The following is a 24,395-nucleotide window of genomic DNA, read 5'->3' as shown; positions in this document are numbered from 1 at the left end:
CGTCACCGCCGGAAGCCGTCCGGGCTCTCACAGCGGATGCCAGGCCGCTCCCTCACCGTGCGGCCGTGCCCGGCCGAAGACCACGTCCGCGAAGTGGAGGCCGAAGCCCAGGGTGGCCGGGCGCAGGAGCTCGGCGATCAGGCGGCGGCGGTCGCGTGCGGCACGGACGGTGTCCGCGTCGGCCGTCACGGACCACTCGGGGTGCCGCACCTGGAGGGCGGTGAGCAGGGTGTCGCCGAAGGCGAGCAGGCGGGTGCCGTGCGAGGTGATGGCGAAGCCGGTGGGGCCGCCGTCGCCGCCGGGCACGGTGAACACCCGGACACCCGGGAAGATCTCGTCGTCGGCGAGCACCAGCTGTGTCCGGGGCTCCAGGACCGCCGCCGCGGGGTCCCGGCGGTCCCACTCGCCCTTGGGGATCACGAAGGCGGCCCGTGCGAACGGGGACGGCTCGACGCAGGCCCAGCCGATGTGGTCGGCGTGCAGGTGGGTGAAGGCCACGGTCTCGATGTCCTCCGGCGCCCGGCCGAGCAGGGCCAGGTTGCCGGGCAGCGAACCGCCGTGCACGGCGCCCCGGTACGGGTGGGCCGGGTCCTCGGGCACCGCGCGCGGGCCGAAGCCGGTGTCGATCAGCAGGGCCCGGGCGCCGAGTTCGACGAGCAGGCCGCCGGTGTTGGCGACCAGCCGACGGGTGTCGTTGAGGTGCGCGGCATAGCCCTCCAGGTGGCGGTCGAGGACCGCGGAGGGGGCAGCGGCCGGCTTCAGCAGCATCGCTCCGTCGGGGACGTAGGTGACCTTCAGGTCGCCCACGCGCAGGGTGCGCACGGCGGAGGGCCTGCGCAGTCGGCTGTCGTTCATGGCTGGCTTCCTCGCGTGGCGATGGAGCACGGCGGGACTCCGAGGGCTGCGGCGCGGCTGTCCGCGGGGTGGCCGCGGAAGGCCGCGCCGCACGACGGGGGGACGGTGCCGGTCGGCGCTGTCCCGGGCCGGGCACGGCGCGCCGTCTCCGTCTACGCCGTGGTCCGCTCGCGCAGAAGGACACCGACCAGCGCACCGCCCACCAGCGCCACGACACCGGCCGTGACCATGCCCGCGTGCAGACCGCCCAGCACGGCGGCGCGGGACGGGGTGGCGCCGGAGGTGAGGGCGCCGGTGCGGGCGGCGGCGATCGCGCTGAGGCCCGAGACGCCGATCGCGGCCACGTACTGCGGCAGTTGCGAGAGACCGCCGACGACGCCCTGGTCCTGCTCGGTGACCCCCGTGGTCATCACCGTGATGAAGGAGACGACGCTGAACACGTGGCCGAGGCCCATGACGGACGAGGTGACGAGCAGGGCGACCAGGTCCACGTCCTGGGGCAGTGTGAACATGGCGACCGTTCCGACACCCTGGATGAGCAGGCCTGCCGCGAGCACGCGCACGCCGCCGAACCGGCCGAGGAGCCGGGCGACGTACATGCCGCCGAGTGTGGCGGCCGCGCCCTCACCGAGGTAGCTCAGCCCGGCCTGGAGGGCGGTGAAGCCCAGCACGTCCTGCATGTACAGACTCAGCAGCACCGTCGTGCCGGCGCACATGCCGAAGGTGATGACACCGAACAGCCCCGACCACTTCACGGACGGCCGGTTCAGCACCGACAGCGGCACCAGCGGCTCCGGGTGGCGCCGCTCGACGAGCAGGAAGGCGACCAGCAGCAGCAGACCGCCGGCGATCGGACCGAGGGCGCCGGGGCGGGTCCAGCCCTCGTCGCCGCCGGTGGAGATGCCGTAGACCAGGCCGAAGAGACCGGTGGTGGCCAGGATCGCGCCGGGCACGTCCATCCGCCGGACGGCGCCCGACTCCTGGATCGACGGCAGCGCCAGCGCTCCGGCCAGGGCCAGGGCGCCCATCACGCACAGCGCCACCATGGTCCAGCGCCAGCTGAAGCCGCTGGTGATGACGCCACCGGCGAGCGCGCCGAGCACGAAGCCCAGGGACATGACGGCTCCGTTGAGGCCCAGGGCGCGGGCGCGCTTGGGCCCTTCCTGGAAGTAGCCGGTCATCAGAGCGATGGCGGCCGGAGCGATCATGGCGGCGGCGGTGCCCTGGCCGATGCGGGTGGCGATGAGCACGCCCGGGCTGTCCGCCAGGGCCGCGCCGAGCGAGAAGAGGGTGAACACGGCGACGCCGAGGGTGAACAGCCGCTTCCGGCCGATCAGGTCGGCGACCCGGGCGAACAGGGGGAGCAGGCTCGCCGAGGGCAGCAGACTGGCGGTGGCCACCCACTGCAGGGTGCCCGCCGAGGAGAAGCCGAGAGCGGTGCCGATGTCGGGCAGGGCGACGGTGACGATGGAGAAGTCCAGGCCGCACATGAAGGTGGCGCAGCACAGGGTGATGAGCACCAGCCACTCACGCGCCGCGAAGGCGACGACGCCGGTGGCGGCCTCGGGCGGGGCGGCGATCTCCGGTGCGGGGTGGGTGTGGGGAGAGGACTCGGTGACGGCCATGAGGCGGTCCTTCCTGAGGTCTGACGATCCGGCTGACCAGCCCAGCTTTGGGATCGGGGGACCTGCGCGACAAGGACGATCTGTGCAACGATCGATTCGCCGGGCTCATCGTCCGAGGTCGCGGGAATGCCGGTGCGGAACGACGCTGCGGGAGACGCGGAGATGGAACGCCAGGAGATCGAGATCTTCCTGACCCTCGCGGAGGAACTGCACTTCGGACGGACCGCCGAGCGTGTGGGCGTCTCCCAGAGCAGGGTCAGCCAGACCGTCGCCCGGCTGGAGCGGCGCATCGGCGCCAGGCTGTTCGACCGCACCAGCCGTCAGGTCGCCGTCACCCCCATCGGGGAGCGACTGCGCGACGATCTCGCGCCCGCGTGGCGGGCGGTCGAGGAGGCCGTCGCCAGGGCCACGGCGGCCGGCCGGGGGATCACCGGCTCGCTGCGGATCGGCTTCTCCGGAGCGTTCACGGGCCACCTGCTGCACAGCATCGCCGAGGACTTCGGGCGCCTGCATCCAGGAGTGGACGTACAGGTCCGGCAGGTGCAGATATCGGACCCCTACGGTCCCCTGCGGGCGGGGGACGTCGAGGTCCAGATCACCGAGCCGCCGGTGACCGAACCCGATCTGACGCTGGGTCCGGTGCTGGTGTCCCAGCCGAGGGTGCTGCTGATGTCGTCCGCGCACCCGTTCGCGCGGCGTGCGGCGGTCAGCCTGGAGGACCTGGCGGAGTCGACGCTGCTCACGGTCGGCGGGAGCGTGCCGAGGCACTGGCTGGACCACCATTTCCCGCGGCAGACCCCCTCGGGCCGGCCCATCCCGCACGGGCAGGCCATGACGTACTGGGAGGACGCGCTCTCCCTCGTCCTCGCGGGCAAGGGCGTGACACCGGTGGCCGCGGCGGGCGCGCACTACTACAGCCGGCCCGGCCTGGTCTTCAAGCCGTTCACGGACGCGCCGGGCATCGACTACGCCTTCGTGTGGCCCACCGGCCGGGAGACGGCCCGGCTGAGGGCCTTCGTCCGCGTGGCGATGGACCGGGTCCGCGAGGTGGGCGGCCCGTCGCGGGCGGTGGAGAGCCTGTGGGAGGGCGGCGAAGGCGGCCACGGTCCGGCGTGACCTCCGCGAGCGACCTCCCGGCGCCTCGCGAAGTCCCCGGCGTCGCCCGGCAGAGGTAGCGTGGAAGGCAGCCCCTGAAGGAGGGCAGTGCGATGCCGTGGTACGTCTGGCTGATCGCCGCCGTGGTGCTGGGCGCCGCGGAGTTCTTCACCCTCGCCCTGTTCCTCGGGCTGCTGGCGGCCGCCGCGCTGGTCGCGGCGGTGGTGGCCGGGATCGGCGTCGGCCTGCCGGGCCAGCTGCTGGCCTTCGGGCTGGCGGCGGTGGCGGGTCTCGCCGGCGTCCGGCCGGTCGCGATGCGGCACATGGCACGACAGCCCGTGTCGCGCGAGGGCAGCGACGCGCTGATCGGCAAAAGGGCCGAGGTCGTCCGGGAGGTCACCGGCACGCGCGGCCTGGTCAAGCTCTCCGGTGAGGAGTGGTCCGCCCGGGCCCTCGACGACAGTCTGGTGATCCCGGTGGGAGCACTGGTCGACGTCATGGAGATCGAGGGCGCCACGGCCGTCGTCCACCCCCGCGACCTCCTTCCCTGAACGGCTGAGCACAGCAGCGGAGGCGTTGTGGATCCCCTTGTCGTCCCCATCCTCGTGGCGGCTCTCGTCGTCGTCTTCCTCGTGGCCGCCTCGGTGCGGATCGTTCCGCAGGCGCGCCGCTACAACATCGAACGGTTCGGCCGGTACCGCCGGACCCTTCAGCCGGGACTCAACCTGGTCGTCCCGGTCGCGGACCGTGTCAACACCAAGCTCGACGTCCGTGAGCAGGTGTACTCGTCCACGCCCCAGCCGGTGATCACCGAGGACAACCTCGTGGTGAACATCGACACCGTCCTCTACTTCCAGATCACCGACCCGCGGGCCGCGGCGTACGAGGTCGCGCACTACCTCCAGGCGATCGACCAGCTGACCGTGACCACGCTGCGGAACGTCATCGGCTCCATGGACCTGGAGAAGACGCTGACCTCCCGCGAGGAGATCAACTCCCGGCTGCGCGCCGTCCTCGACGACGCCACGGGGAAGTGGGGGATCCGCGTCAACCGCGTCGAGATCAAGGCCATCGACCCGCCGCACACCATCAAGGAGGCGATGGAGAAGCAGATGCGGGCCGAGCGGGACAAGCGGGCGGCCATCCTGCACGCCGAGGGCGACCGCCAGGCCAAGATCCTCACGGCGGAGGGCACCAAGCAGAAGGACATCCTGGAGGCCCAGGGCACGCAGCAGGCGATGATCCTGCGGGCGGACGGCGAGGCCAAGTCGGTCGAGCTCGTCTTCCAGTCCATCCACCGCAACAACGCGGACCCGCAGGTACTGGCCTACAAGTACTTCGAGACGCTCCCGCAGATCGCCCGCAGCGAGAACAACACGTTCTGGGTCATCCCCGGTGAGCTGACCGAGGCGGTCCGTACCGTCAGCCGCGCGGTCGGCGACCACGCGGGGAAGGGCGCTCCCCGGTCCGCCCCCACGGGTGGGACCGGTGACGCCGACGACATGGGCGACGTGGGCGACGTGGGCGACGCGGGCGGGACTCCGGCGAACCCGGCGGTTCCGGCTGCCCCGGGAGTCGCCCTCGACGCAGCCGCGGCCACCGGCGAGGCCGCGCGGCAGGCCGCCGCCGCGGTCCACGACGCCAAGGCCGAGGCCGAGGCCGCGATGCCCCCGCACGGGGGCGGACGTCCGGCTTCCGGCGCGTCGTAGGGCCCGGCTGCCGTCGTCCGGCGCTCAGAGGCGCTCAGGGCCGGGCGGACATCCGGTGCGACGTGCGGGGCGGGCGTCCGGTGCGACGTGCGGGTGGGTCTCAGCTGGAGCTTGGGCCGGAGCCGCGACCGGAGCCGTCGGCCGCCTTGTTCGCCTCACTCGCCGCGCGGCGGTACTCGGCGTTGATGCGCTGGGCCTCCTCGAGCTGGTCCTCGAGGATCACGATGCGGCAGGCGGCCTCGATCGGGGTTCCCTTGTCGACGAGCTCGCGGGCCCGGGCGGCGATCCGCAGCTGGTAGCGGGAGTACCGGCGGTGTCCTCCCTCCGAGCGGAGAGGAGTGATGAGGCGGGCCTCGCCGATGGCCCGGAGGAAGCCCGGAGTGGTGCGGAGCATCTCGGCTGCCCGGCCCATCGTGTAGGCGGGGTAGTCGTCGTCGTCCAGACGATCGCCCAGTGGATTGTCCGCTGTCATGTCACCTCGCTGTGCAACGCGTCGAGGGGCCCTGATGCCGTACGGCACCAGGGCCCCGAAGGAATTCAACACCATCTGTCGGCGCTACTGCCGCGCCGGCCTTCTGTTTCCGCCGCCCGGTCCTGAGAAGGGGGCGCGGTGGGATCGAAGCTGCTTGACCGGGAACCACCTTCCGTTCCTGGGACTCGCGGCACCCGGGCCGAGTGACTCTCGGGCCGGGCGGTTCTGATGGCGTCCGTTCCTCCGTTCCGTGTACAGCTACCCGCCAGTTCGTCTCTGCCGGGTCTTCCGGACCATGTCTACGAGAAGCAGCGTAACCCTGCCGGGAGAGGATGTCTACTCTCGTCGGAGTAGATTTTCTCCAGTGGTGGCGTGACCCCCGCGATCCGACGGAGGCCGGAGCCCCGCACCGCAGGCGAGGACGTTTCGCGGCCCGGGGCGGCGCGGGAGGGGGCGGCTCGCATAGAATCCGTGCCCGTGTCGAACCCTGATGAGATGCTCGTCGCCCTCTCGGCCGCGGTGGAGAACGAGCGAAGCAATCAGATGTCGCTGACCGTGGTCGTCGGTGGGGCCGTCATCACCGGCCGGCTGGCTCCCGAGGCCGTGTGGCGGGAGCGGGTCGCGGAGGTGCTGAAGGCCTCGGACCGTCTGGGCCCGTTCTCCGACGTCTTCGCCGGCGGCCGGCGGCCGGACCGGTCGGGCCGCGGCGAGGAGCCCACGCATCTGCACTTCCACCTCGCCCGGATCCTCCAGGGCAGCCTCGGCATCCCCGAGACGGGCGGCATGTACCGGGTCGCGATCAAGGACGTCAGCGCCTGGACCGTCGGGGACTTCAGTTATTCCGACCAGTGAGGCGTGAAAACGGGGCGTGCGGAATGCCCGCGCACGCCGCCCGTGGAACGAACGGCGCGCGGATCCCGGAAACGGGCCGAAAATCCGCACCCGCATTGCTCTGAACAAAACGAACCGGGGTCCGCACCCTCAGGTGCGGACCCCGGTTCGACAATGACGTCGGTGCCGACGCGTCAGGCAGGAACGATGTTCTCGGCCGTCGGGCCCTTCTGGCCCTGCGCGATGTCGAACGACACCTTCTGGCCCTCCAGCAGCTCACGGAAGCCCTGGGTGGCGATGTTGGAGTAGTGGGCGAAGACGTCGGCGCCGCCGCCGTCCTGCTCGATGAAGCCGAAACCCTTTTCGGCGTTGAACCACTTCACGGTGCCGGTAGCCATGTTGTTCTCCTTCGGACGGTGTCAGGAACGCGCGGAGTGCGCATTTCCGTGTCGCCGTGTTGATCAGCCGTCGGAAAATCGTCTGGCAACCACACCTGCAACTGATTCGACAGTAGCACGCGGCGGGCGGCCTTCCGCGATGTGACATTTCCGCCCGTCCGCTGCCGGAATAATATTTCCCGCACGCGGCGCCCGGAATTCTCACTTCTGCACGACAGTAATTGTCCGGCGTCGCGCCGAGCTCTTCCCGGCCCCGCCGGCGAGCTCGGCTCCACCCCGCGGTAGGGCGTCAGGCGTACGAGTGACGGGCGCCGCCCTCGACGTGGATCGTCTCGCCGGAGACGAAGCCCGCGCCCAGGAGCCACATGACCGCGTCGACGACGTCGTCGGTCTCGCCATGGCGGCCGACGAAGGTCCCGGCCGCGCTCTTGCGCAACAAGGCGGTCTTCCGGTCGCCGAGACGGTCCCAGGCGCCGGAGTCCACGACACCGGGCGAGACGGCGTTGACCCGGACCGGCGCCAGTTCCGCCGCCAGGTGGCGCACGGCGTAGTCCACGGCGCCGTTCGTGACGCCCTTGACGAGAGACCCCGGCCCGGGGCGCCAGCCGACCACGCCGGAGAACATCACCATCGCCCCGGTCGGCCGCAGCAGCGGCGCGAAGTGCTTGGCCACCAGCATCGGGCCGGCCACCTTCGCCGTGAACGCGGCGAGCAGCTCGTCGCGATCCAGCTCGGGCAGGGGAACGTCGTGCGGCGCCGACCCGGTCGTCACGATGTGGTCGACCCCGTCCTTCAGGCGTTCCGCCGCGGCCGCGATTGTCGACTCGTCCTGCAGATCGATCCGCACCGCGGTGGCGCCGATCCCGCGCGCCGTCGCCTCGGCCGCGGCCAGGTCGCGCGCACCGACGACGACGTCGTACCCGTCCTTCGCCGCGCGCCTCGCGACGGCCGCGCCGAGCGCCCGCGCACCGCCGATGACCAGGATCCGTTCCATGTGTCACCCGTCCTCTCGTAGGAACGCAGACGGTATAGATTGGATACCGGTATCTACAACGAAACCGGGGGCGGCCATGGGCGACGCGTACGACGTGATGGCGGCGACCTGCCCGAGCCGCACGGTGCTGCACCGGATCGGCGCCCGCTGGACCGTGTTCGTCGTCAACGCCCTCGACGGCGGACCTCGTCGCTTCACCGAACTGAAGAGGCACATCCGGGGCATCACCTCGAAGGCCCTCACCGAGACCCTGCGATCGCTCGAGGCCGACGGTCTGATCAGCCGCCACGAGTACGACGAGAATCCTCCCCGCGTCGAGTACGCCCTGACGCCGCTGGGCCGCTCCCTGCTCGTCCCCCTGCGGGCCGTACGGCTCTGGGCCGAGGAGCACGTCCCGGACATCGAGACGGCCCGGGCCCGCCGGTCGGAGTCCGACCCGTCGCCGGCCGGCGGTCCGCGGTACTCACCCTGAGGGGATGAGCACGGCAGGCGCGGCCTCCGGGCCGCGCTCTCTTTCCGTACAGGAAAGTCGACGCTACTCTTGCCGCCATGGAAACTGAGGGGGGACGGCCCACGCCGGAGCAGGCTCGCGCCGCACTGGCCGCCGTGGAACATCTCCGTGCGTCCGGCGCCGCCTTGTCGGCGACACCCTGGCCGACCTGGTTCTTCGTCGCGCTGACGCTCTACATCGGCGTGCTCCCGATCTGTGTCGGAGGCGCCGTGGCCGACAGGGAGTGGCTGCTTCCGCGTCCGGCCTGGCTGGGCCTCACGGTGGCGGTGATCGCGGTGCAAGCAGCGCTGCAGGCTGTCGCGAGCAAGGCCTGGCGTGAGCGGACGGGGGTGGCGCTGCGGCTGGACGTGCTGCCGAAGTCGGCGGTCGTCCCGATCGTGGTGGGCCTGCCCGTGCTGATGGTGGGGGCGCCCGTCGTCTTCCGTGGCACCGGGCGGCCGGAGTGGCTGATCGCTGCCTCGCTGATCGGCGTCGCGGTGTCCGTCGGCTGTCACCTCGCCTTCGTGCGGCTGCACCGGGCGGGCGGGGAAGCCGCGGAGGGCGCGATCTGATGGAGGGCTTCGACGCCACCGTCCACGCGCCCAACCGGTTGCGCGTCTGTGCCCTCCTGGACGCCGCGGGGGAGGCGGAGTTCGGCCTGGTGCAGCAGCAACTGGAGCTCTCCGCATCCGCGTTGAGCAAGCATGTCGGCGTGCTGATGGAGGCGGGCTACGTCGAGCAGCGCAAGGCCGTCCGCGACACCCGACAGCGGGTGTGGCTCCGGCTGACCCGGCAGGGGCGGGAGGCCTACCACGGACACCTCGCGGCACTACGGGCGATCGTGGGCTCGCCGGGTCCGCCCCTGTGACCCGGCCGGAGGTCACCTGCGCAGCGCGCGGCCCCCGGGGCTGCTGGCGGTGAAACGCTGCCCCATGGCGATCTCGTCGCTGATCACCGACCAGGCGGTCTCGTCGTCCTGGAAGGGGAGCGGGTCGACGTCGCTCGTCTCCTGGCGGATCCGCTCGATCTCGCGCTCCAGGAGTTCGAAGCCGGCCTCCTGGTCGCCGCTGAAGGTGAACTCCTCGAGCAGGCGCTGGAGCCGGACGGCGACCTGGACGAGGGAGGAGACGTCCGTGTGGAGCGCCTGCGCGGTCTCCTCGTCGGAGTCGAAGGCGAACACCTTGCCGGAGGCGGGGTCGAGGGCGAGGTGGGCGTTGAGCAGCCAGCCGATGAGGGGCCACTCGCCCGCGCCTTCCGGAGCGTCCTCGAAGTCCTCCGGGTCGACGGCGTCCCGGACGAGGGACAGCCGGCCGGAGTCCTCGTCGGGCGTGTACAGCTTGACCGTGCCGGTGGGGACGCCGACGGTCTGCAGGAGGCGGGCGCCCTCGGTCCCCGCCGCCGCGGGCGGAAAGGCGGTCGCGGGCAGGGTCGTGAGCCGGTCCTCGCCGAAGGCATCGACGAGTTCGCTGCGGGTGACGTCGAACAGCACTCTCAGTACTCCGAACTCTGCGCTGTGGCAGTCGTCGTGGGCTTCCGGGTGCCCCGCTACGGGACGAACTTCCTCTCCGAGGGCGAAAGATCGATCACCGTATCAGTGCGCCCGCCGGAAACACCGTGCTGGTCCCATTGATCGTGCAGCCACTCGATGTAGGCGCGGTGCTCGCGGTCCTTCCGGTACTTGCTGAGCTCCTGGCCGTCGGGTCCCTTCTCGGACTGGTCGTACTTCGTGCTGTGGGTGACCTCGAGACCCTCGGGGAACTCCCTCGCCAGATACTTGTCGCACTTGGGATTCTTCTGACAGGGCTCACGTTCCGTGTACAGCTCGCCGACGTTGCCTTCGTGCCCGTTCTTGATCAGCGGATGCCCGATGGAGCGTTCGGAGTGCGCCTCACCGCTGGCCCCCACCAGGATGAAACGATTCCCCTTCTTGTCGTCGTACATGGCCGAGGCGTAGTTGCCGCCGTCGATGTAGGAGTCGGGACGCTCGGTGCGGTTGGCGTAGCGGCCGAGCTGGGTGGCGCGGGCGAGCTCGCCGGAACCGGGCGCCACCTTCGTGGAGCTGACCTTGTTGCCCTTGCTCTTCTTGTTCTTGCGCTGCCTCTCCTCCCGGTGGTTCCACGGGTACCAGGCCTCCTTCCCCAGGACGTCGTTCACGCCGGAGGAGTCGTTGGAGCGGACAGGGCTGGTGGTGCCGTCATGGTGCAGCTGGCGTATCGAACCGTCGTCGCTGAGGAGGTACATGGGCGTCCCGCCGTCGCCCTCGTCCTTCCTGGCCTTCTTGATCTCGACCTTGTCGATCTCGTCGCGGGTGTCCAGGTCCTTGCGCTTCTGGTGACGGGAGGCGGCCTTCACCCGCTCCGGAAGGGTGTCGGTGACGTGGTCGGTCACCTTCTTCGCCGCCTTCTCCATGGACTCGACGGCTTCTTCGAGGATGCCGTCGAAGGCCGCGGTGAAGGTGTCCTTGCCCTTGGTCTTGTGGAACGTGGTCTTCGACCTGCCGAGGTGGATCCCGGACTGGCCGCCCAGGTCGACGCCGTGGAGGGAGACCTTTCCGGCGCCGTCCTCGAACTCGGCGTGGTTGATGACCGTGGCCTTGCCCCCGTTGCCGGAAGGGCCGGCGCCCTCCGCCGAGGCCAGGTGCATGCCGGCGGGCGGGTCGCCGGGGTTGAAGGCTCCCTCGGCGAGGTCGAGAGCCATGTCCGCGACCAGTTCCCGCAGCTTGCCGGTGACGGGCTCGGTGACCTGGGCGATGAGTTCGTCGACGATCTGGTCGACCGCCTCGTCGATCAGCCGCTTCGCGATGGTGCGTATCAGCGCGATCTCGCCGGCCGCGACACCGGCGGATATGCCCAGGGTGAAGGGGGTGGCGGCGAGCGCGGCGACGACGGTGCCGGCGAGGACGCCGAGTTCGATGCCCGCCTTGACCTTCATGCCCTGGATGATGCGGCCGACGCCGTCGCAGGCGTCCGCGAACAGGCGGGCCACCAGAGGGATCTTCTCCAGATGCCCGGCCTTCACGTGGGACCAGTGCTTGCTCATGGACTCCACGGCCCAGCCCTCGGAGGAGTCCAGGATGCGGGTCACGGCCTTGTGGGTGTCGCCGCCGTGCGTCTCGAACTGCTCGGCGAAGTCCCGCATGGACGTCGCCATCTCGAAGTAGTCGTCCTCGTCGACGTTGGGCCAGTTGATCCCGATGAGGTCGAGTGCCTCGTCGACGATGCTCGGCAGAACCATGCCCATGGCCGTGCGCTCCGTCCCCCGTTGACCGTCGTCTCCTGACCACCAGTCAACGGACGGGCCGTCAGGTGCACAAGGGTATGTCCGGACGCGTCACGACTCTGTGACGGGAATCCCATCCGGCCGTGCCGTAGGGGGAGTTGACGTCGGGCGCAGCCGGACGAGCGCCTCGTCCGTGCCGACCAGCAGCTCCCCCTCCGCCGTGAGGGCGACGGCGTGGACCTGGCCCCCGGGGCGGAACGTGAGCAGCCGGCCGTCGTCCGGGGCACGGTACTCGACGAGGCCGTCGGCCCAGGCGACGGCGAGGAGGGGCCCGGAGCCGGCCGTCGCCACCGCCACAGCGGTCACCGGGCAGTCCCGTGCGGCCACCGGCTGGGGCATGGGCCGCGTGTGGGGCGCCCACGCGCGTACCGTGCCGTCGGCGCCGCCGGTGTACAGCAGGAGGACGGTGCCGCTCCCCGTGGGGGAGGGCAGGGAGGCCGCGGCGATCGCGTTGACGCGCCCGCGGTGCAGGGCGGCGGTGCGCGGTTCGGCGCCGTCGCCCACCACGTGCACCGTACCGGCGGCGTCGCCGAGGACCACCTGGTCCTCGGCGCCGGTCAGCGCGGTGGCCTTCTCCGGCAGACGCCGCAGGTACTCCCGTCCCGCGTCGAGGAGCCGCACCCGCGCGGACGGGCCGTCGTCGAGGAGCGCGGCGATTCCCTTGGGCCGCTCGGACCCGGCGGTGGACCGGGTGTGCAGGACGCCGTGCTCGTCCAGGACGCCGACGGTGCCGCCCCCGTGATCGGCGGTGGCCCTCGCGCCCGGCACGGAGTACGGCAGGCGTCCGATCGTTCGGGCGCTGTCTGCTTCGAGGATCCGCACGGTGCCCTGGTGGTCGGCGACGACGACCTGCCCGGCGAGCGGGCCGGTGCCGGTCGTCAGGGAGCGGACCGGGCCGGGCCACGGCGGAGTGATGTCACCGCGCACCCGGCGCCTCACGACCGACCACGGGGCGTCCCGCGCGGCCGTGTCGAGCGCGGCGGACAGCCTCGGGTCGGCGTCGTCGCCGAGGGCGGCGAGGAGGACCACGGCGCGTTCCGCGAGCGCGAGTTCGCGGGTCAGCGAGGGGCCTGCCCGCAGCCATGCGGCGCGCAGGCCACCATGGTCCCGCTCGGAGCGTTCGTACGCGACGGTCACCCGCCAGGGGTCGGCGGCGCAGACCGATGCGGCGTCGTCCAGGTCGAACGACTCCTCCGGCTCAGCCCCCGCCCCCGGGGCCGTGGGTCCGTGCCCGGCCGCCTCCTCGGGGTGGTCCGCCTCCCACGAGCGACGGCGCGCTTCGTCGGTCCACCGAGGCTGGTCCAGGTCCATCAGGGCGCAGGGACCCGCGGTGAGCCGCTGCGCCCAGGGGGTGCCGGAGCGGACTTCGACGAGTACCCGGACGTGCTCATGGGCCGCCAGCTCCAAGGCCAGTTCGGCGAGCGGGCCGGGAGCGTCGGCGTGGTGCAGCTCGGGCAGGGCGACGACGGTGCGGCGCCGGTCGGCGGCGAGCGCGGCCAGCAGGTCGCCGGATGACCGCGCGGCGACCGACAGCTGCCGGCCGAGCATCCAGGCGGCCGTGGTCGCGGTCATGCCCGTCAGCGGCACGAAGCCGTGGACGCGGCGCTCGCCGACGGTGCCGGGCCGGGTTCCGTGGCCGATCAGCCAGGCGAGGAGCCGCGACTTGCCGCTGCCCTCACCGCCGGTGACCACCGCGAGGCCCGGGGCACGAGGGTCGCCGAGCCAGGAGAGCAGAGCGGCCGCGGCGGGCTCCCGGCCGCCGGCGGGCCGAGGCCAGCGCGCGTCCGCAACCGTGCGGGCCGTCACCGCCGGTCCTGCCGCGCGGCGTGCGTGATCAGCTCCTTGAGTCCTTCCTCCCGGGACTCCGCCGTGTCGCCGTAGTCGAAGCTGTGCGTGAACTCGGCATCCGGGAGGACGGCCTGGAGCCAGACGGCGCAGTAGTGGCCCGGCATCATGCAGGGTTCGAGCTCGCAGTAGACGCGGCGCACCTGCTCCGGCCGCACCCCGGAGGAGGAGAGCTTCTGCCACAGCTGCTCCTCCGGGTGCAGGCGGCCCGGTCCGGCCTGGGCGGTGACGATCTGCTTCGCGCCGTCCGCGCCCACGTACTCGAAGGCGGACGAGAACGGGAAGTTGAGGACGTGACGGACGTCGTCGAGCACCCGCGACCACCAGTTCTCCCGGCCGGTGACCGCCGCCGCGTCGATCTGCCGGATCTCCCGGACCAGAGCGGCGAACGCCTCGGCCGCCGCCTGGAGCCCGTCGGAGGCGGCGATCACCGGGAGGGCACGGTCCAGGGCCGCGGCGCAGTGGGTGAAGGCCGCCACGTCGGAGTTGACGAACAGGGAGGGCTCGTCGCGGCCGAGGAAGAGAGCCGTCACCGAGCCGTCGGTCCGCACGCACAGCTGCGCCAGCCGGTCGGTGCCGATGCGCACCCACTCCGCCCACTCGCCCTCCAGGGCGACCCCGCGGTGCCCCGTGAACATCCCGAGCGTGGGCCCGTCGGTCTCGTCCGCCGCGAGGAAGTACGGCCCGACGTGCAGCGGCACGCCGACCTCCGCCAGGTGGGCGCGGGCCGGGGGCGGCACGGTGCCGTACGAGGGGGGCACGCTGATGCGGCGCAGTCCTTCCGGGCCGAACTGGGCGACGGCGGGGTCCGGGGGAAGCTCAGGCATCACAGACCTCTCACGGTGGCGGGCTGACCCGCCTCAGCCTATGCGTGGCCGGCCCGGGTCCGGAGCGCTGTGACCGATCCGCGACCGGGCCGGGACCGGCCCGCCGAAGCCGGCCGGACGCAGCGGGCGGCCCGCCTGCCAGGAGGGGCCGTGAACAACAAGAAAGCCCCAGGTCGTTGACCTGGGGCTCGATGGAGCGGGTGACGAGAATCGAACTCGCGCTCTCAGCTTGGGAAGCTGATGTTCTACCATTAAACTACACCCGCCTGGACGCCGGATCTGTACCGGTGTCGGCGCCCTTACTGTACCCCATCCGAGGCTCCGCGTGCTGTCGCGCGGGGCCTCGTGGCGTTGGCTCTGCGGTGTGACTCACAGGTGTGCGGAGCGGTGTGCGGGGCACCGGAGTTGGGGCGTACGGTGGGCCGCGCGTGGAGGGCCCCGGCGGGGCCGGCCCGGTCTTCCGGCGGAGCCGGAGAGGGTCGGAGTGCCGCGTGGAGGGTCGTCCCTTTGATCCCGTAATGTGGCTTTCCTCGTCGGGCCTTCCGGTCCGGCGCGGTTCTTTGGGGAAGGGACTTGAACGACTTGATGGAGAGCACCGTCGTCCGTTGTGCCGAAGGGCATGTGTTCACCGCGGCTTCGTTCCCGATGCAGAAGGCCGAGCGTCTCGGCCCCGGCCGGCTGATGCGGTGTCCCCGCTGTGCGCGGCTGCGCAGCGTGGTCCCGGTGTCGGCGGGTCTGCTGCAGAAGCAGTAGGCGGCGCGCAGGAGGCAGGCGTGAGCGCGGGGGTCGTCCGGCAGGGCCGGAGGCCCCCGCGTAGTCTTGCAGCGTGCTTCTCTCAGACCAGGACATCCGTGCCGAGATCGACAAGGGCCGGGTGAAGATCGACCCGTTCGACCCTGCCATGGTGCAGCCGTCGAGTATCGACGTCAGGCTGGACCGCTTCTTCCGGGTCTTCGAGAACCACCGGTACCCGCACATCGACCCGGCGGTCGAGCAGCCGGAGCTGACCCGGCTGGTGGAGCCGGAGGAGGACGAGCCGTTCATCCTCCACCCGGGTGAGTTCGTGCTCGCCTCCACCTACGAGGTGGTGAGCCTGCCGGACGACATCGCCTCCCGGCTGGAGGGCAAGAGCTCGCTGGGCCGTCTCGGCCTGGTCACCCACTCCACCGCCGGCTTCATCGACCCCGGCTTCTCCGGCCACGTGACGCTGGAGCTGTCCAACCTCGCGACGCTGCCGATCAAGCTGTGGCCCGGGATGAAGATCGGCCAGCTGTGCATGTTCCGGCTGAGCTCGCCCGCCGAGTTCCCGTACGGCAGCGAGCGGTACGGCTCGCGGTACCAGGGGCAGCGCGGCCCGACGCCGTCGCGGTCCTTCCTGAACTTCCACCGCACCCAGGTCTGAGGCAGGAGAGCACCATGGCTGACGCGACGGACGTGCGCGAGAACCTGACCTACGAGAAGTTCGGCGTGGCGGTGCGGGAGCTGGCCCACACCATCGCGGAGGACGGCTACCGGCCCGACATGGTGCTGTCCATCGCCCGCGGCGGCGTCTTCGTGGCGGGCGGCCTGGCCTACGCGCTGGACTGCAAGAACCTGCACCTGGTGAACGTCGAGTTCTACACCGGCGTCGGCACCACCCTGGACATGCCGGTCATGCTGGCCCCGGTGCCCAACCTGATCGACTTCTCCGACAAGAAGGTCCTGATCACCGACGACGTCGCCGACACCGGCAAGACGCTCAAGCTGGTCCGCGACTTCTGCCTGGACACGGTCGCCGAGGTGCGCAGCGCGGTGATCTACGAGAAGTCGCACTCCCTGGTGAAGTGCGAGTACGTGTGGAAGCGCACGGACGACTGGATCAACTTCCCGTGGAGCGTCGACAAGCCGGTGGTCAGCCGCGACGGGCAGGTCCTGGACGCCTGACCACTCCGGCGAGGCCCCTCGGCGACGAGTCCTCGGACAGCCAAGCCGAGCACCCGGACAGCGAAGAGGCCCCCGGCCGCGTGTGGCGGTCGGGGGCCTCTGCCGTGCTCGTGCGCGGCCGGCGGTGCGCGGCCGGCAGGCGGCGGCAGCGTCAGAAGGTGCCGAGCTTCACGATGGAGAGCAGGGCGATCAGCTGGATCGCACAGGCGCCGAGCGCCTTCGGCCAGGGGATCTCGTGCGAACGGGTCACCATCAGGGTGAGAAGCACGCCGCAGCCCAGCCAGGTCAGCCAGCCGAGCACCTGCACCACCGGGGCGTCGCCGCCCATGAACATGGCGACCAGCAGACGCGGCGCGTCCGAGAGGCACATGATCAGCATGGACAGGCCCACCGTCGGCTGCCAGGCGCCGTTGCCCCCCAGCTGGCGGGCGACCGTGTGGGTGACCACGCCGAGGATGAAGGAGCTCAGGATCATCGCCAGGCCGGTCGCCAGCACGATCGGGACGGCCGTGCTGAGGGTGGCGTCGATGACGTCCTCGCGGGCGCCGTCGAAGCCGAAGACGGCGAGCAGGCCGTAGACGAAGGCGACGGTGACCGCCGGGCCCCACATGCGGTAGTCGCGCATGCGCAGGAAGGTCTGGTTGGGCGACAGGACGATGCCCTTCAGCAGCTCCTTCCAGTGCAGCGGGGGGCCGATCGGGCCCGACGGGGCCTCCTCGCCGTACTGGCCGGCGTAGGGGTCCGCGTTCGGGTCGACCGAGAACGCCTGGGTGTGCCCCGGGTTGTTCGCCGCGTAGGGGTCGGGCCGGTGCGGGGCACGGCCGTGCCCCTGCGGGTGGCCGCCGCCGTACGCCGGACCCTGGTGGTGCGGGTGGTGCGGTCCGTCGTCGAAGTACTCCGGTCCGTCGCCGCCCGGCGCGCCGTAGCCGCCGCCCGCGCCGCCCGAGCCGCCGTAGGGCGGCCGCGGGGCGCCCTGGGGCGGGTACCCGTACGACGGCTGCCCGGCGGGCGGACCCTGCTGCCCGTAGGGCTGCTGCTGTCCGTACGCCTGCTGTCCCTGCGCGGGACGGTTGCCCCGTCCGCCGCGTCCGCTCCTGAATCCAGCCACGTCTTCGAACGTACCTGCTCCGGCGGTCCGGCGTGCGCCGGCGAGAGGGATGGGGACGCCTTTGCTGCCGAGATGTGACATCCCGTAAGGGGAATCCCTGGGGAACCCCCAGGTCCCTCGGACCCCCGGCAGGTCCCCCGGCAGGTCCCCCGGGCCCCGGGTTCCCGGCGGGTGAAGAAGGGCCGACCGCCGTGCAACCTTTCGCGGACCGCCCGGGTCTTCCCTCAGGACCCACGCCTCGTGCGGTGGCTCCCCCCACCCGTCGGTGGCCTCCCTGCCCGTCCCGACCGGAAGACACATGAACAACAGAAGACTCCTCCACACCGCCCTGGCGGCCGCGACAGCGACCGCCCTCACCGGCGGTCTCCTCTCCCTCACGGCCGCACCCGCTGTCGCCGCCGCGGCCGAGTTCGCGGACGACTTCAACGGTGACGGCTACCGCGACCTCGTCACCACCGCGCACACCGCCACCGTCGGCGGAGTACGGTCCGCGGGGGCGGTGGTCGTCAGCTACGGCTCGGCCTCCGGCATCAGCGCCTCGCGGTCCAAGGTGATCAGCCAGAACACGAGCGGCATCCCGGGCGCCGCCGAGAAGGGCGACTACTTCGGCAGCGCCGTGGCCTCCGGCGACCTGAACAACGACGGGTACGCCGACCTGGTCGTCGGAGCCTCCGGCGAGGACGTCGGAGAGGACGCGAACGGCGGCACCGCCGTGGTGATCTGGGGAAGCGCCTCGGGTCTGTCCGGCGCGCGGACCGTCGGCGACCCCGACGTGTCCGACTACAGCGGCGACGGCAGGGCCGACCTCGCCGTCGGCAGCTCGGGCAAGGGCGTCTGGATCCACAAGGGCGGCTTCACCAAGTCCTCCGGCGCCGCCTCGCGGTACAAGCTCACCGCCCCCGTGCAGACGGGGTCCGGCTACGGCGCGGTCTCCCTGCACACGGGCGACGTGAACGGCGACGGCGTCGCCGACCTGCTCGTCGACGGCATGTACCACCAGCAGCAGCCTCCGAGCGCCTACCCCGCCACCCTCGTGCACCTGGGCTCGGCCTCCGGGCTGGTCCTCCAGGCGCCGCTCCGGAGCGCCATGCGGGCCGCCGTCGGTGACATCAACGGGGACGGCTGCGACGACGTCGTCACCGGCTCGTACTGGGGTGGGTCGGAGGAAGACGGCGTCGGCGGTTCGGTCGCCACCTACCTCGGCGGTGACGCGGGCGTCAGCACCGAGGCGACGCAGACCATCGACCAGGACACCCCGGGAGTCCCGGGCGCGGACGAGAACAGCGACGGGTTCGGCTGGGCCGTCTCCCTCGGCGACATCGACGGCGACGGACGGGCCGACGCGGCCGTGTCCGCCCACTACGAGACCGTCGGTTCCGCCGCGCTCACCGGCTCGGTCCTGGTGTTCCGCGGCTCCCCCACGGGGCTGTCCACCGGTGACGCCGAGGTCTACCACCAGGACACCGCCGGGGTGCCCGGCGCCAACGAGGACGACGACCACTTCGGCTCCTCCGTCCGGCTGGCCGACCTGAACGGCGACCGCCACGCCGACCTCTCGGTCGGCGCCGGGGACGAGAACGGCGGAGCGGGAGCGGTGTGGAACCTGCGCGGCTCCTCCTCGGGCCTGACCACCGCGAACGCCGTCGGTTTCGGCGCCGCGACCGTGGGCCTCTCCACCACCGGGTACGCCGCGTTCGGCGACACCATGATCGACTGACGGGAACCGAGGACGACTGACGGGAACCGAGGACGACGCCGAGCCCGGTGCGGGGACGACGCCCCCGCACCGGGCTCAGCCGCGTCCGGGGAGGCGAGCAGGCTCCCCGGGCCGTCAGTCGGAGAAGGTGCGGCCGAGGGTCGGGGTGTCGACGGGCGAGACGCCGAGGGCGGTGGGGGAGAGGGCGCGGGCGCCGGTGGTGGTGATGCGGCCGCCGGCGGAGAGCAGGTGGAGCAGAGAACCGTTGTGGTTGTTCTCGTAGGAGCCCGCGGTCAGGTCCGCGCGGCCGTCGCCGGTGACGTCGTCCAGCTCGACCGCGGCGCCGATCTGGTCGTACGGCTCCAGGGTCCCGGGCACGCCCGTGGTGCCCTGGTGGACGGACAGGGCGCCCTTGGTGACGACGCCGCCGGGGCCGCCGCGCAGGACGACCACCCGCCCGGCCCACATCACCCCGTCGACGGTCTCGCCGGGCACGCCGACGGCCAGGTCGAGGTAGCCGTCCCCGTCCACGTCGCCGAGGTCCACGGAGTCGCCGAAGCGGTCGTTGCGCTCGCTCACGCCGGGGACGCCGGAGGTGTCCTGGTGGATGCCGGTGGTCCGGGCGGGGTCGAGGCCGCCGGGGGAGCCGTAGGTGATCCACACCAGGCCGCCGACCGCCCCGTGCGGGGTCTCCCAGCCGTCGCCCGGCTCACGGGTGGAGGCTCCGCTGACGACGTCCGCGTAGCCGTCCCGGTCGATGTCCGCGACGGTCGTGTCCACGCCTGGCCGGAGCTCCTGGCGGCCCTCGGTCCGCAGCCCGGACGCGCCGCCGAGGAACAGCAAGTTGTCGGTGTACGGGTGGGTCTCGCCCTGCTCGTAGCCGTTGACCACCAGGTCGGTGGCGCCGTCCCCGGTGACGTCCCCCGCGTGCAGTTCGGGCGCGCGGAACTCGTAGCCCTCGCGCTGCATGACGAGCGGGGCGGTGAAGGAGTACGAGCCGCCCCGGGGGCCGGTGCGGTCGAAGCCGCCCTCGAGGACGTGCACGGTCGCCTTGTCGGAGCCGACGGCCAGGTCGGTGGTGCCGTCCGCGTCGAAGTCGCCCGCCGCGAGCGAGTAGCCCCACCAGTCGTGGGTGCGGGAGCCCGGGTCCGTGAGGACCAGGGAGCCCTTGCCGGTGAGCCCGGCGGGGGAGCCCCACAGCAGGGTGACCATGCCGGCCTCGCTGTCGCCGGCGGTGTCCTCCCACGGGGTGCTCACGGCGAGGTCGTCGTACCCGTCGCCGTCGAAGTCGCCGTGGGCCAGGTCCCAGCCGAAGCCGTCGAGCCTCTCCGGCGTCCCGGTGACGCCGGCGCTGTTCTGCCCGATCACCGTGCGCCGGGTGGGGGAGACGCCGCCGCGGGCGCCGTACAGGACGACGACCTGCCCGGCGCGGTGTTCACCGGCGACGTACGCGCCGTAGGCGGAGGTGGCGATGTCGCCCTTCCCGTCGCCGTCGAAGTCGGGACGGTCGACGGCGGCCGAGTCGGCGGCGACGACGGGAGCCGCCGAGGCCAGGGTGAGCAGCCCGCCGGTGAGGGCTGCCGCGGCGGCGGCCGCGAGTGCGGTGCGTGTTCTCCGGTTCATCGGTGATTCTCCAAAGCCACGCGGGTACCGCGTGGGGGGCCACGGTGCCCGGAAGGGATGCCGTGCGCCGGACGGCTCGGCTGACTGGTGGACACCGCGGAGCACCGGTTGGTTGTAGCGCGGACACGGAAGACCCCCGGCAGGACACCGCCGTGCCCTGCCGGGGGCCTCGTCCGAAGGACCGGTCAGTCGGCGAAGTTGACGCCGAAGCCCGGGTAGCCGGCGGTGGAGACGCCGACGGAGGTGGGGGTTATGGAGCGCGAGCCGGAGGCGGTGATCTTGCCGGTGGTGGTGTTCACCGGCAGGTACACGACCGAGCCGTTGCCGTTCTCCCAGGAGCCGGCGACCAGGTCGGCGCGGCCGTCGCCGGTGAGGTCGTCGAGCTTGACGTCCATGCCGAGGTTGTCGCCGGCCTCGTTGTCGCCGGGGAAGCTCGCGGAGCCCTGGTGGAAGGACTGGGAGCCGGTGCCGGTGATGCCCGCGGCGGAGCCGTAGAGGACGACGACGCTGCCGGCGTCCTCGTGGCCGTCGACGTCCTCGCCGGGGACGCCGACCGCGAGATCGAGGTAGCCGTCCTTGTTCACGTCGCCCAGGTCCAGCTCGTAGCCGAACATGTCGTCGGTCTCGGAGGAGCCGGGGACGCCGGAGGTGTCCTGGTTGATGGCGGTGATCTCGTCGACGCCGGTGCCGGTGCCGTAGGTGATCCACACCTGGCCGCCGCGGGCGCCGTACGGGGTGTCGCCGTACTCGTCGGACTCGTTCCACTCGGCGCCGCTGACGATGTCGCCGAAGCCGTCACGGTCGATGTCGCCGATCGCGGTGACGACACCGGGGCGCAGTTCCTGGTAGCTCTCCTTCTGGAGGCCGGACTTGCCGCCCAGGAACAGGTAGTTGTGCGGGTAGCCGTCGAACTCGTCGAACTCCATGCCGTCGATCACCAGGTCGGTGGCGCCGTCGCCGGTGACGTCGCCGGCCTGGAGGTTGTACGGCGGCGGGACGTTCTCCGGGTTCGGCTCCCCGGTGTAGAGCGGGGTCTCGACGCCGTACCAGCCGCCGTTGGCGCCGGTCCGGGTGAAGCCGCCCTTGTAGACGTACAGCTTCGTCTTGGTGGTGGTGGCCGCCAGGTCGTTCCGGCCGTCGCCGTCGAAGTCGCCGACGGCGAGGTTGAGACCCCACTTGTCGTGCGAGGAGGAGGCGGGGTCCTTGACGGTGACGGAGCCGCTGCCGGTCAGGCCGGAGGCGGAGCCCCACAGGATGGTGACGGAGCCGGCGTCGGCGTCGCCCGTGACGTCCTCGCCGGGAGCGCCGACCGCGAGGTCGTCGCAGCCGTCCTTGTCGAAGTCGCCGTAGGCGGTGTCCTGGCCGAAGAAGTCCCCGGCCTCGGCGGCGCCGGGCACGCCGGCGGTGTCCTGGCTGATGACGGTGCGCTTGCTGGAGGAGACACCGGTGCTGGTGCCGTACAGGGCGACGATCTGGCCGGCCTCGGCCTTGCCGCCGACGGTCGCCCAGGTCACGCCGGTGACGACGTCGCCCTTCTTGTCGCAGTTGAAGTCGGGCCGCAGCACGGTGGCCGCGTCGGCGGCGACGGCGGGGGCGGACGCCGCGGTGAACAGACCGCCGGTGAGGACGGCCGCGGCGGCGGTCGCCAGGGCGGTGCGCGAGGCGCGGTTCCTGAGGTGGTTCACGAGATTCGATTCCTCCCGACGCGCTCGGCGCGTACGTGGTGCGGTGCGGGGTGTCGGCCGGGGCTCCGAGCCACGCGGGACCGGACGGGGCCGCCGCCCCTCGGCGGGCCGGCGAAGGTGAGACCCGTGACGGGCGGTGCGGGTTGTACGGCCGGGACAGGGGATGTCGAAGTGGCAGGAGGACGGCTGCGGCCGGGGTGCCGCCGGGTGCGGCGCCCCGGCCGCAGCCGGTACGGGGCGAAACGATTCCCCTCGGGGGCGTCGTGGCGTCAGTCGGCGAAGTTCCAGCCGAAGCTCGGGTAGTTCGTGGTGGAGACGCCGACCGAGGTCGGGGAGATCGAGCGGGAACCGGTCGCGGTGATCTTGCCGCCGCTGGACGGCAGGTACAGGACCGCGCCGTTGCCGTTCTCGTCCGAACCCGCGACCAGGTCGGCGCGGCCGTCGCCGGTGAGGTCGTCGATCTTCACGTCGATGCCGAGCAGGTCGCCGTCCTCGTTGTTGCCGGGGACGCCCGCGCTGCCCTGGTGGAAGGACTGGGCGCCGGTGCCGGTGATGCCGTTGGCGGTGCCGTACAGGACGACGACACTGCCGGTGGCGGAGTAGCCGTCGACGGTCTCGCCGGGCACGCCGACCACCAGGTCGAGGTAGGCGTCGCCGTTCACGTCGCCGAGGTCGAGGTCCGCGCCGAAGCCGTCCTCGGTCTCCGAGGCGCCCGGGACGCCGGAGGTGTCCTGGGTGATGCCGGCGATGCGGCCCGCGCCCGTGGCGGAGCCGTAGGTGATCCAGACCTTGCCGCCCTTGGCGGCGTAGGGGATGGTGCTGCCGTCCCCGTACGTGCTGTCCCAGCTGAAGCCGCTGACGATGTCGCCGTAGCCGTCGTGGTCGATGTCGCCGATGCCGGTGATGAAACCCGGGCGCAGCGTCTGGAAGCCGGCGGTGGTCAGGCCGGAGGAGTTGCCGAACAGCAGGATGTTCTGCTCGGGGACGTACTCGTCGAGACCGTCCGACGGGAAGGCGATGTCGGGCAGCGTGTCGCCGTTGATCACGAGGTCGGTGGCCTTGTCGCCGTTGACGTCGCCCGCCTGCAGGTTCCAGGCGCTGTCCTGCAGCGGCAGGTCCACCGTGTAACCGCCGCCGGTCGCACCGGTCTTGGAGATGCCGCCCTTGTAGACGTACAGGGAGTTGCCGTTGCCGCCGACGGCGAGGTCGGTCCTCCCGTCGTGGTCGAAGTCGCCGGCCGCCATGGTCCAGCCCCACATGCGCGCCTCGCCGGCGGTTGGGTCCGCGATCGTGACGGAGCTGGTGCCGGTCAGGCCGGAGGCGGTGCCCCACAGGATGGTGACGGAGCCCGCGTCCTCGCCGGCGGTGGTGTCCTCGCCGGGCGCGCCGACGGCCAGGTCGTCGTAGCCGTCGGCGTTGAAGTCGCCGTAGGCGGTCTCCTGGCCGAACAGGTCGTCCGTTTCGGCGGTGCCGGGGACGCCGGAGGTGTTCTGGCTGATCACCGTGCGCTTGGTGGAGTTGACGCCCGTGCTGGTGCCGTAGAGGGCCACGACCTGGCCGGCCGCGTCCTTGCCGCCCACGTAGGCGTACGCCGCGGAGGTGGCGACGTCGCCCTTCTTGTCCTTGTTGAAGTCGGCCTTCGCCACGACGGTGCTGTCGGCGGCGACAGCGGTGGTCGCGGTGGCGAAGGTGAGCAGGCCGCCGGTCAGAGCGGCGGCTGCCACCGTGGCGAGGGCGGTACGGGTGTTCTTGTGCATGCGATTCCCCAAATGCCACGCGGGGAGGCAGGGTGCGGCCTCTCCGGGGTGCCGAGGCCGGCCAAGTGTGGCCGGCGGTGATCAAGACCCGTGACGGGTGGGGTTGGTTGCGTGGGAATCGTGAACGCGGGATAACGGTCGGGTAACGACCCCGGGGCCGGGGCGCCGTGACGGCGCCCCGGC

At 72.0% G+C, this 24,395-nt stretch carries 24 protein-coding genes and 1 tRNA gene; 11 read left to right on the top strand and 14 right to left on the bottom strand.

The window, feature by feature from the left end; translation table 11 throughout:
* Positions 1–27: 27 nt before the first annotated feature.
* Together ABT026_RS15485 and ABT026_RS15480 are read right to left on the bottom strand one after the other, a co-directional pair.
* Positions 28–855 (bottom strand): MBL fold metallo-hydrolase, encoded by an 828-nt coding sequence (locus ABT026_RS15485; RefSeq protein ID WP_351114910.1) that lies wholly within the window; start codon positions 853–855, stop codon positions 28–30.
* A 152-nt stretch (positions 856–1,007) separates the two neighbouring features.
* On the bottom strand, positions 1,008–2,480 hold the full coding sequence (locus ABT026_RS15480) for an MFS transporter (RefSeq protein ID WP_351114909.1): 1,473 nt from the start codon (positions 2,478–2,480) through the stop codon (positions 1,008–1,010).
* Positions 2,481–2,642: 162 nt separating this feature from the next.
* On the opposite strand from ABT026_RS15480, the gene ABT026_RS15475 reads away from it, so the two are divergent.
* The 3 genes from ABT026_RS15475 (at position 2,643) to ABT026_RS15465 (ending at position 5,284) form a co-directional block, all read left to right on the top strand.
* Positions 2,643–3,596, top strand: a complete 954-nt coding sequence (locus ABT026_RS15475) for a LysR family transcriptional regulator (protein ID WP_351114906.1) — start codon at positions 2,643–2,645, stop codon at positions 3,594–3,596.
* 92 nt (positions 3,597–3,688) lie between these two features.
* Positions 3,689–4,126 (top strand): NfeD family protein, encoded by a 438-nt coding sequence (locus tag ABT026_RS15470; RefSeq protein ID WP_351114905.1) that lies wholly within the window; start codon positions 3,689–3,691, stop codon positions 4,124–4,126.
* A 27-nt stretch (positions 4,127–4,153) separates the two neighbouring features.
* Complete coding sequence (locus ABT026_RS15465) at positions 4,154–5,284, top strand: SPFH domain-containing protein (RefSeq protein WP_351114904.1); 1,131 nt, start codon at positions 4,154–4,156, stop codon at positions 5,282–5,284.
* A gap of 100 nt (positions 5,285–5,384) precedes the next feature.
* Here the strand turns inward: ABT026_RS15465 and ABT026_RS15460 are convergent, their stop codons facing one another.
* Positions 5,385–5,756, bottom strand: a complete 372-nt coding sequence (locus ABT026_RS15460; protein WP_351114903.1) for a MerR family transcriptional regulator — start codon at positions 5,754–5,756, stop codon at positions 5,385–5,387.
* 477 nt (positions 5,757–6,233) lie between these two features.
* Here ABT026_RS15460 and ABT026_RS15455 point away from each other — a divergent pair, with 477 nt between their 5' ends.
* Positions 6,234–6,608 carry a GvpU-like protein gene (locus tag ABT026_RS15455; RefSeq protein ID WP_351114902.1) on the top strand — a complete coding sequence of 125 codons (375 nt, stop codon included), beginning with the start codon at positions 6,234–6,236 and terminating at the stop codon, positions 6,606–6,608.
* A gap of 173 nt (positions 6,609–6,781) precedes the next feature.
* Here the strand turns inward: ABT026_RS15455 and ABT026_RS15450 are convergent, their stop codons facing one another.
* Positions 6,782–6,985 (bottom strand): cold-shock protein, encoded by a 204-nt coding sequence (locus ABT026_RS15450; protein WP_028799214.1) that lies wholly within the window; start codon positions 6,983–6,985, stop codon positions 6,782–6,784.
* Positions 6,986–7,274: 289 nt separating this feature from the next.
* On the bottom strand, positions 7,275–7,979 hold the full coding sequence (locus tag ABT026_RS15445) for an SDR family NAD(P)-dependent oxidoreductase (protein ID WP_351114900.1): 705 nt from the start codon (positions 7,977–7,979) through the stop codon (positions 7,275–7,277).
* Positions 7,980–8,055: 76 nt separating this feature from the next.
* On the opposite strand from ABT026_RS15445, the gene ABT026_RS15440 reads away from it, so the two are divergent.
* The 3 genes from ABT026_RS15440 (at position 8,056) to ABT026_RS15430 (ending at position 9,337) form a co-directional block, all read left to right on the top strand.
* Complete coding sequence (locus ABT026_RS15440) at positions 8,056–8,451, top strand: winged helix-turn-helix transcriptional regulator (RefSeq protein ID WP_351114899.1); 396 nt, start codon at positions 8,056–8,058, stop codon at positions 8,449–8,451.
* A 77-nt stretch (positions 8,452–8,528) separates the two neighbouring features.
* Positions 8,529–9,041, top strand: coding sequence for a hypothetical protein (locus ABT026_RS15435; RefSeq protein WP_351114897.1), 513 nt, complete (start codon positions 8,529–8,531; stop codon positions 9,039–9,041).
* Positions 9,041–9,337, top strand: a complete 297-nt coding sequence (locus ABT026_RS15430; RefSeq protein WP_351114895.1) for a transcriptional regulator — start codon at positions 9,041–9,043, stop codon at positions 9,335–9,337. The genes ABT026_RS15435 and ABT026_RS15430 overlap by 1 nt, the downstream gene beginning before the upstream one ends.
* A 12-nt stretch (positions 9,338–9,349) precedes the next feature.
* Here the strand turns inward: ABT026_RS15430 and ABT026_RS15425 are convergent, their stop codons facing one another.
* The 5 genes from ABT026_RS15425 to ABT026_RS15405 form a co-directional block, all read right to left on the bottom strand.
* Positions 9,350–9,958 carry an SUKH-4 family immunity protein gene (locus ABT026_RS15425; protein ID WP_351114894.1) on the bottom strand — a complete coding sequence of 203 codons (609 nt, stop codon included), beginning with the start codon at positions 9,956–9,958 and terminating at the stop codon, positions 9,350–9,352.
* Between the two features lie 56 nt (positions 9,959–10,014).
* Complete coding sequence (locus ABT026_RS15420) at positions 10,015–11,709, bottom strand: nucleic acid/nucleotide deaminase domain-containing protein (protein WP_351114893.1); 1,695 nt, start codon at positions 11,707–11,709, stop codon at positions 10,015–10,017.
* Between the two features lie 90 nt (positions 11,710–11,799).
* Positions 11,800–13,554, bottom strand: coding sequence for a hypothetical protein (locus tag ABT026_RS15415; RefSeq protein ID WP_351114892.1), 1,755 nt, complete (start codon positions 13,552–13,554; stop codon positions 11,800–11,802).
* On the bottom strand, positions 13,551–14,420 hold the full coding sequence (locus ABT026_RS15410) for a nucleic acid/nucleotide deaminase domain-containing protein (protein ID WP_351114889.1): 870 nt from the start codon (positions 14,418–14,420) through the stop codon (positions 13,551–13,553). Before ABT026_RS15410 ends, ABT026_RS15415 begins: the two co-directional genes overlap by 4 nt.
* Positions 14,421–14,612: 192 nt before the next feature.
* Positions 14,613–14,686, bottom strand: a tRNA-Gly gene (locus ABT026_RS15405).
* Positions 14,687–14,993: 307 nt separating this feature from the next.
* Here ABT026_RS15405 and ABT026_RS15400 point away from each other — a divergent pair.
* From ABT026_RS15400 to ABT026_RS15390, 3 genes are all read left to right on the top strand, one after another.
* Positions 14,994–15,173 (top strand): hypothetical protein, encoded by a 180-nt coding sequence (locus ABT026_RS15400; protein WP_351115058.1) that lies wholly within the window; start codon positions 14,994–14,996, stop codon positions 15,171–15,173.
* Between the two features lie 73 nt (positions 15,174–15,246).
* A complete protein-coding gene (gene dcd / locus ABT026_RS15395) occupies positions 15,247–15,822 on the top strand; it encodes a dCTP deaminase (protein ID WP_351114888.1) in 576 nt (191 codons plus the stop codon).
* A gap of 14 nt (positions 15,823–15,836) precedes the next feature.
* Positions 15,837–16,343 carry a phosphoribosyltransferase gene (locus ABT026_RS15390; RefSeq protein WP_351114887.1) on the top strand — a complete coding sequence of 169 codons (507 nt, stop codon included), beginning with the start codon at positions 15,837–15,839 and terminating at the stop codon, positions 16,341–16,343.
* Between the two features lie 151 nt (positions 16,344–16,494).
* Here the strand turns inward: ABT026_RS15390 and ABT026_RS15385 are convergent, their stop codons facing one another.
* Positions 16,495–17,532, bottom strand: coding sequence for a Yip1 family protein (locus ABT026_RS15385; RefSeq protein ID WP_351114885.1), 1,038 nt, complete (start codon positions 17,530–17,532; stop codon positions 16,495–16,497).
* A gap of 217 nt (positions 17,533–17,749) precedes the next feature.
* On the opposite strand from ABT026_RS15385, the gene ABT026_RS15380 reads away from it, so the two are divergent.
* Complete coding sequence (locus tag ABT026_RS15380) at positions 17,750–19,168, top strand: FG-GAP-like repeat-containing protein (RefSeq protein WP_351114884.1); 1,419 nt, start codon at positions 17,750–17,752, stop codon at positions 19,166–19,168.
* Between the two features lie 114 nt (positions 19,169–19,282).
* Here ABT026_RS15380 and ABT026_RS15375 read toward each other — a convergent pair whose 3' ends face one another.
* The 3 genes from ABT026_RS15375 to ABT026_RS15365 all read right to left on the bottom strand — a co-directional run bounded on the left by ABT026_RS15375 (position 19,283) and on the right by ABT026_RS15365 (position 24,212).
* Complete coding sequence (locus tag ABT026_RS15375; protein ID WP_351114883.1) at positions 19,283–20,770, bottom strand: FG-GAP repeat protein; 1,488 nt, start codon at positions 20,768–20,770, stop codon at positions 19,283–19,285.
* A 185-nt stretch (positions 20,771–20,955) separates the two neighbouring features.
* A complete protein-coding gene (locus tag ABT026_RS15370) occupies positions 20,956–22,455 on the bottom strand; it encodes an FG-GAP and VCBS repeat-containing protein (protein ID WP_351114882.1) in 1,500 nt (499 codons plus the stop codon).
* A 269-nt stretch (positions 22,456–22,724) separates the two neighbouring features.
* The gene (locus ABT026_RS15365; RefSeq protein WP_351114880.1) at positions 22,725–24,212 is read right to left on the bottom strand and encodes an FG-GAP and VCBS repeat-containing protein; all 1,488 of its coding nucleotides are present in this window, start codon (positions 24,210–24,212) and stop codon (positions 22,725–22,727) included.
* Positions 24,213–24,395 lie beyond the last annotated feature (183 nt).

This window comes from Streptomyces sp. NPDC002734 (assembly GCF_040295685.1).
GTDB lineage: Bacteria > Actinomycetota > Actinomycetes > Streptomycetales > Streptomycetaceae > Streptomyces.
The sequence above is the reverse complement of the archived record's forward strand: the minus strand, read 5'-3'. Positions and strand labels throughout refer to the sequence as shown.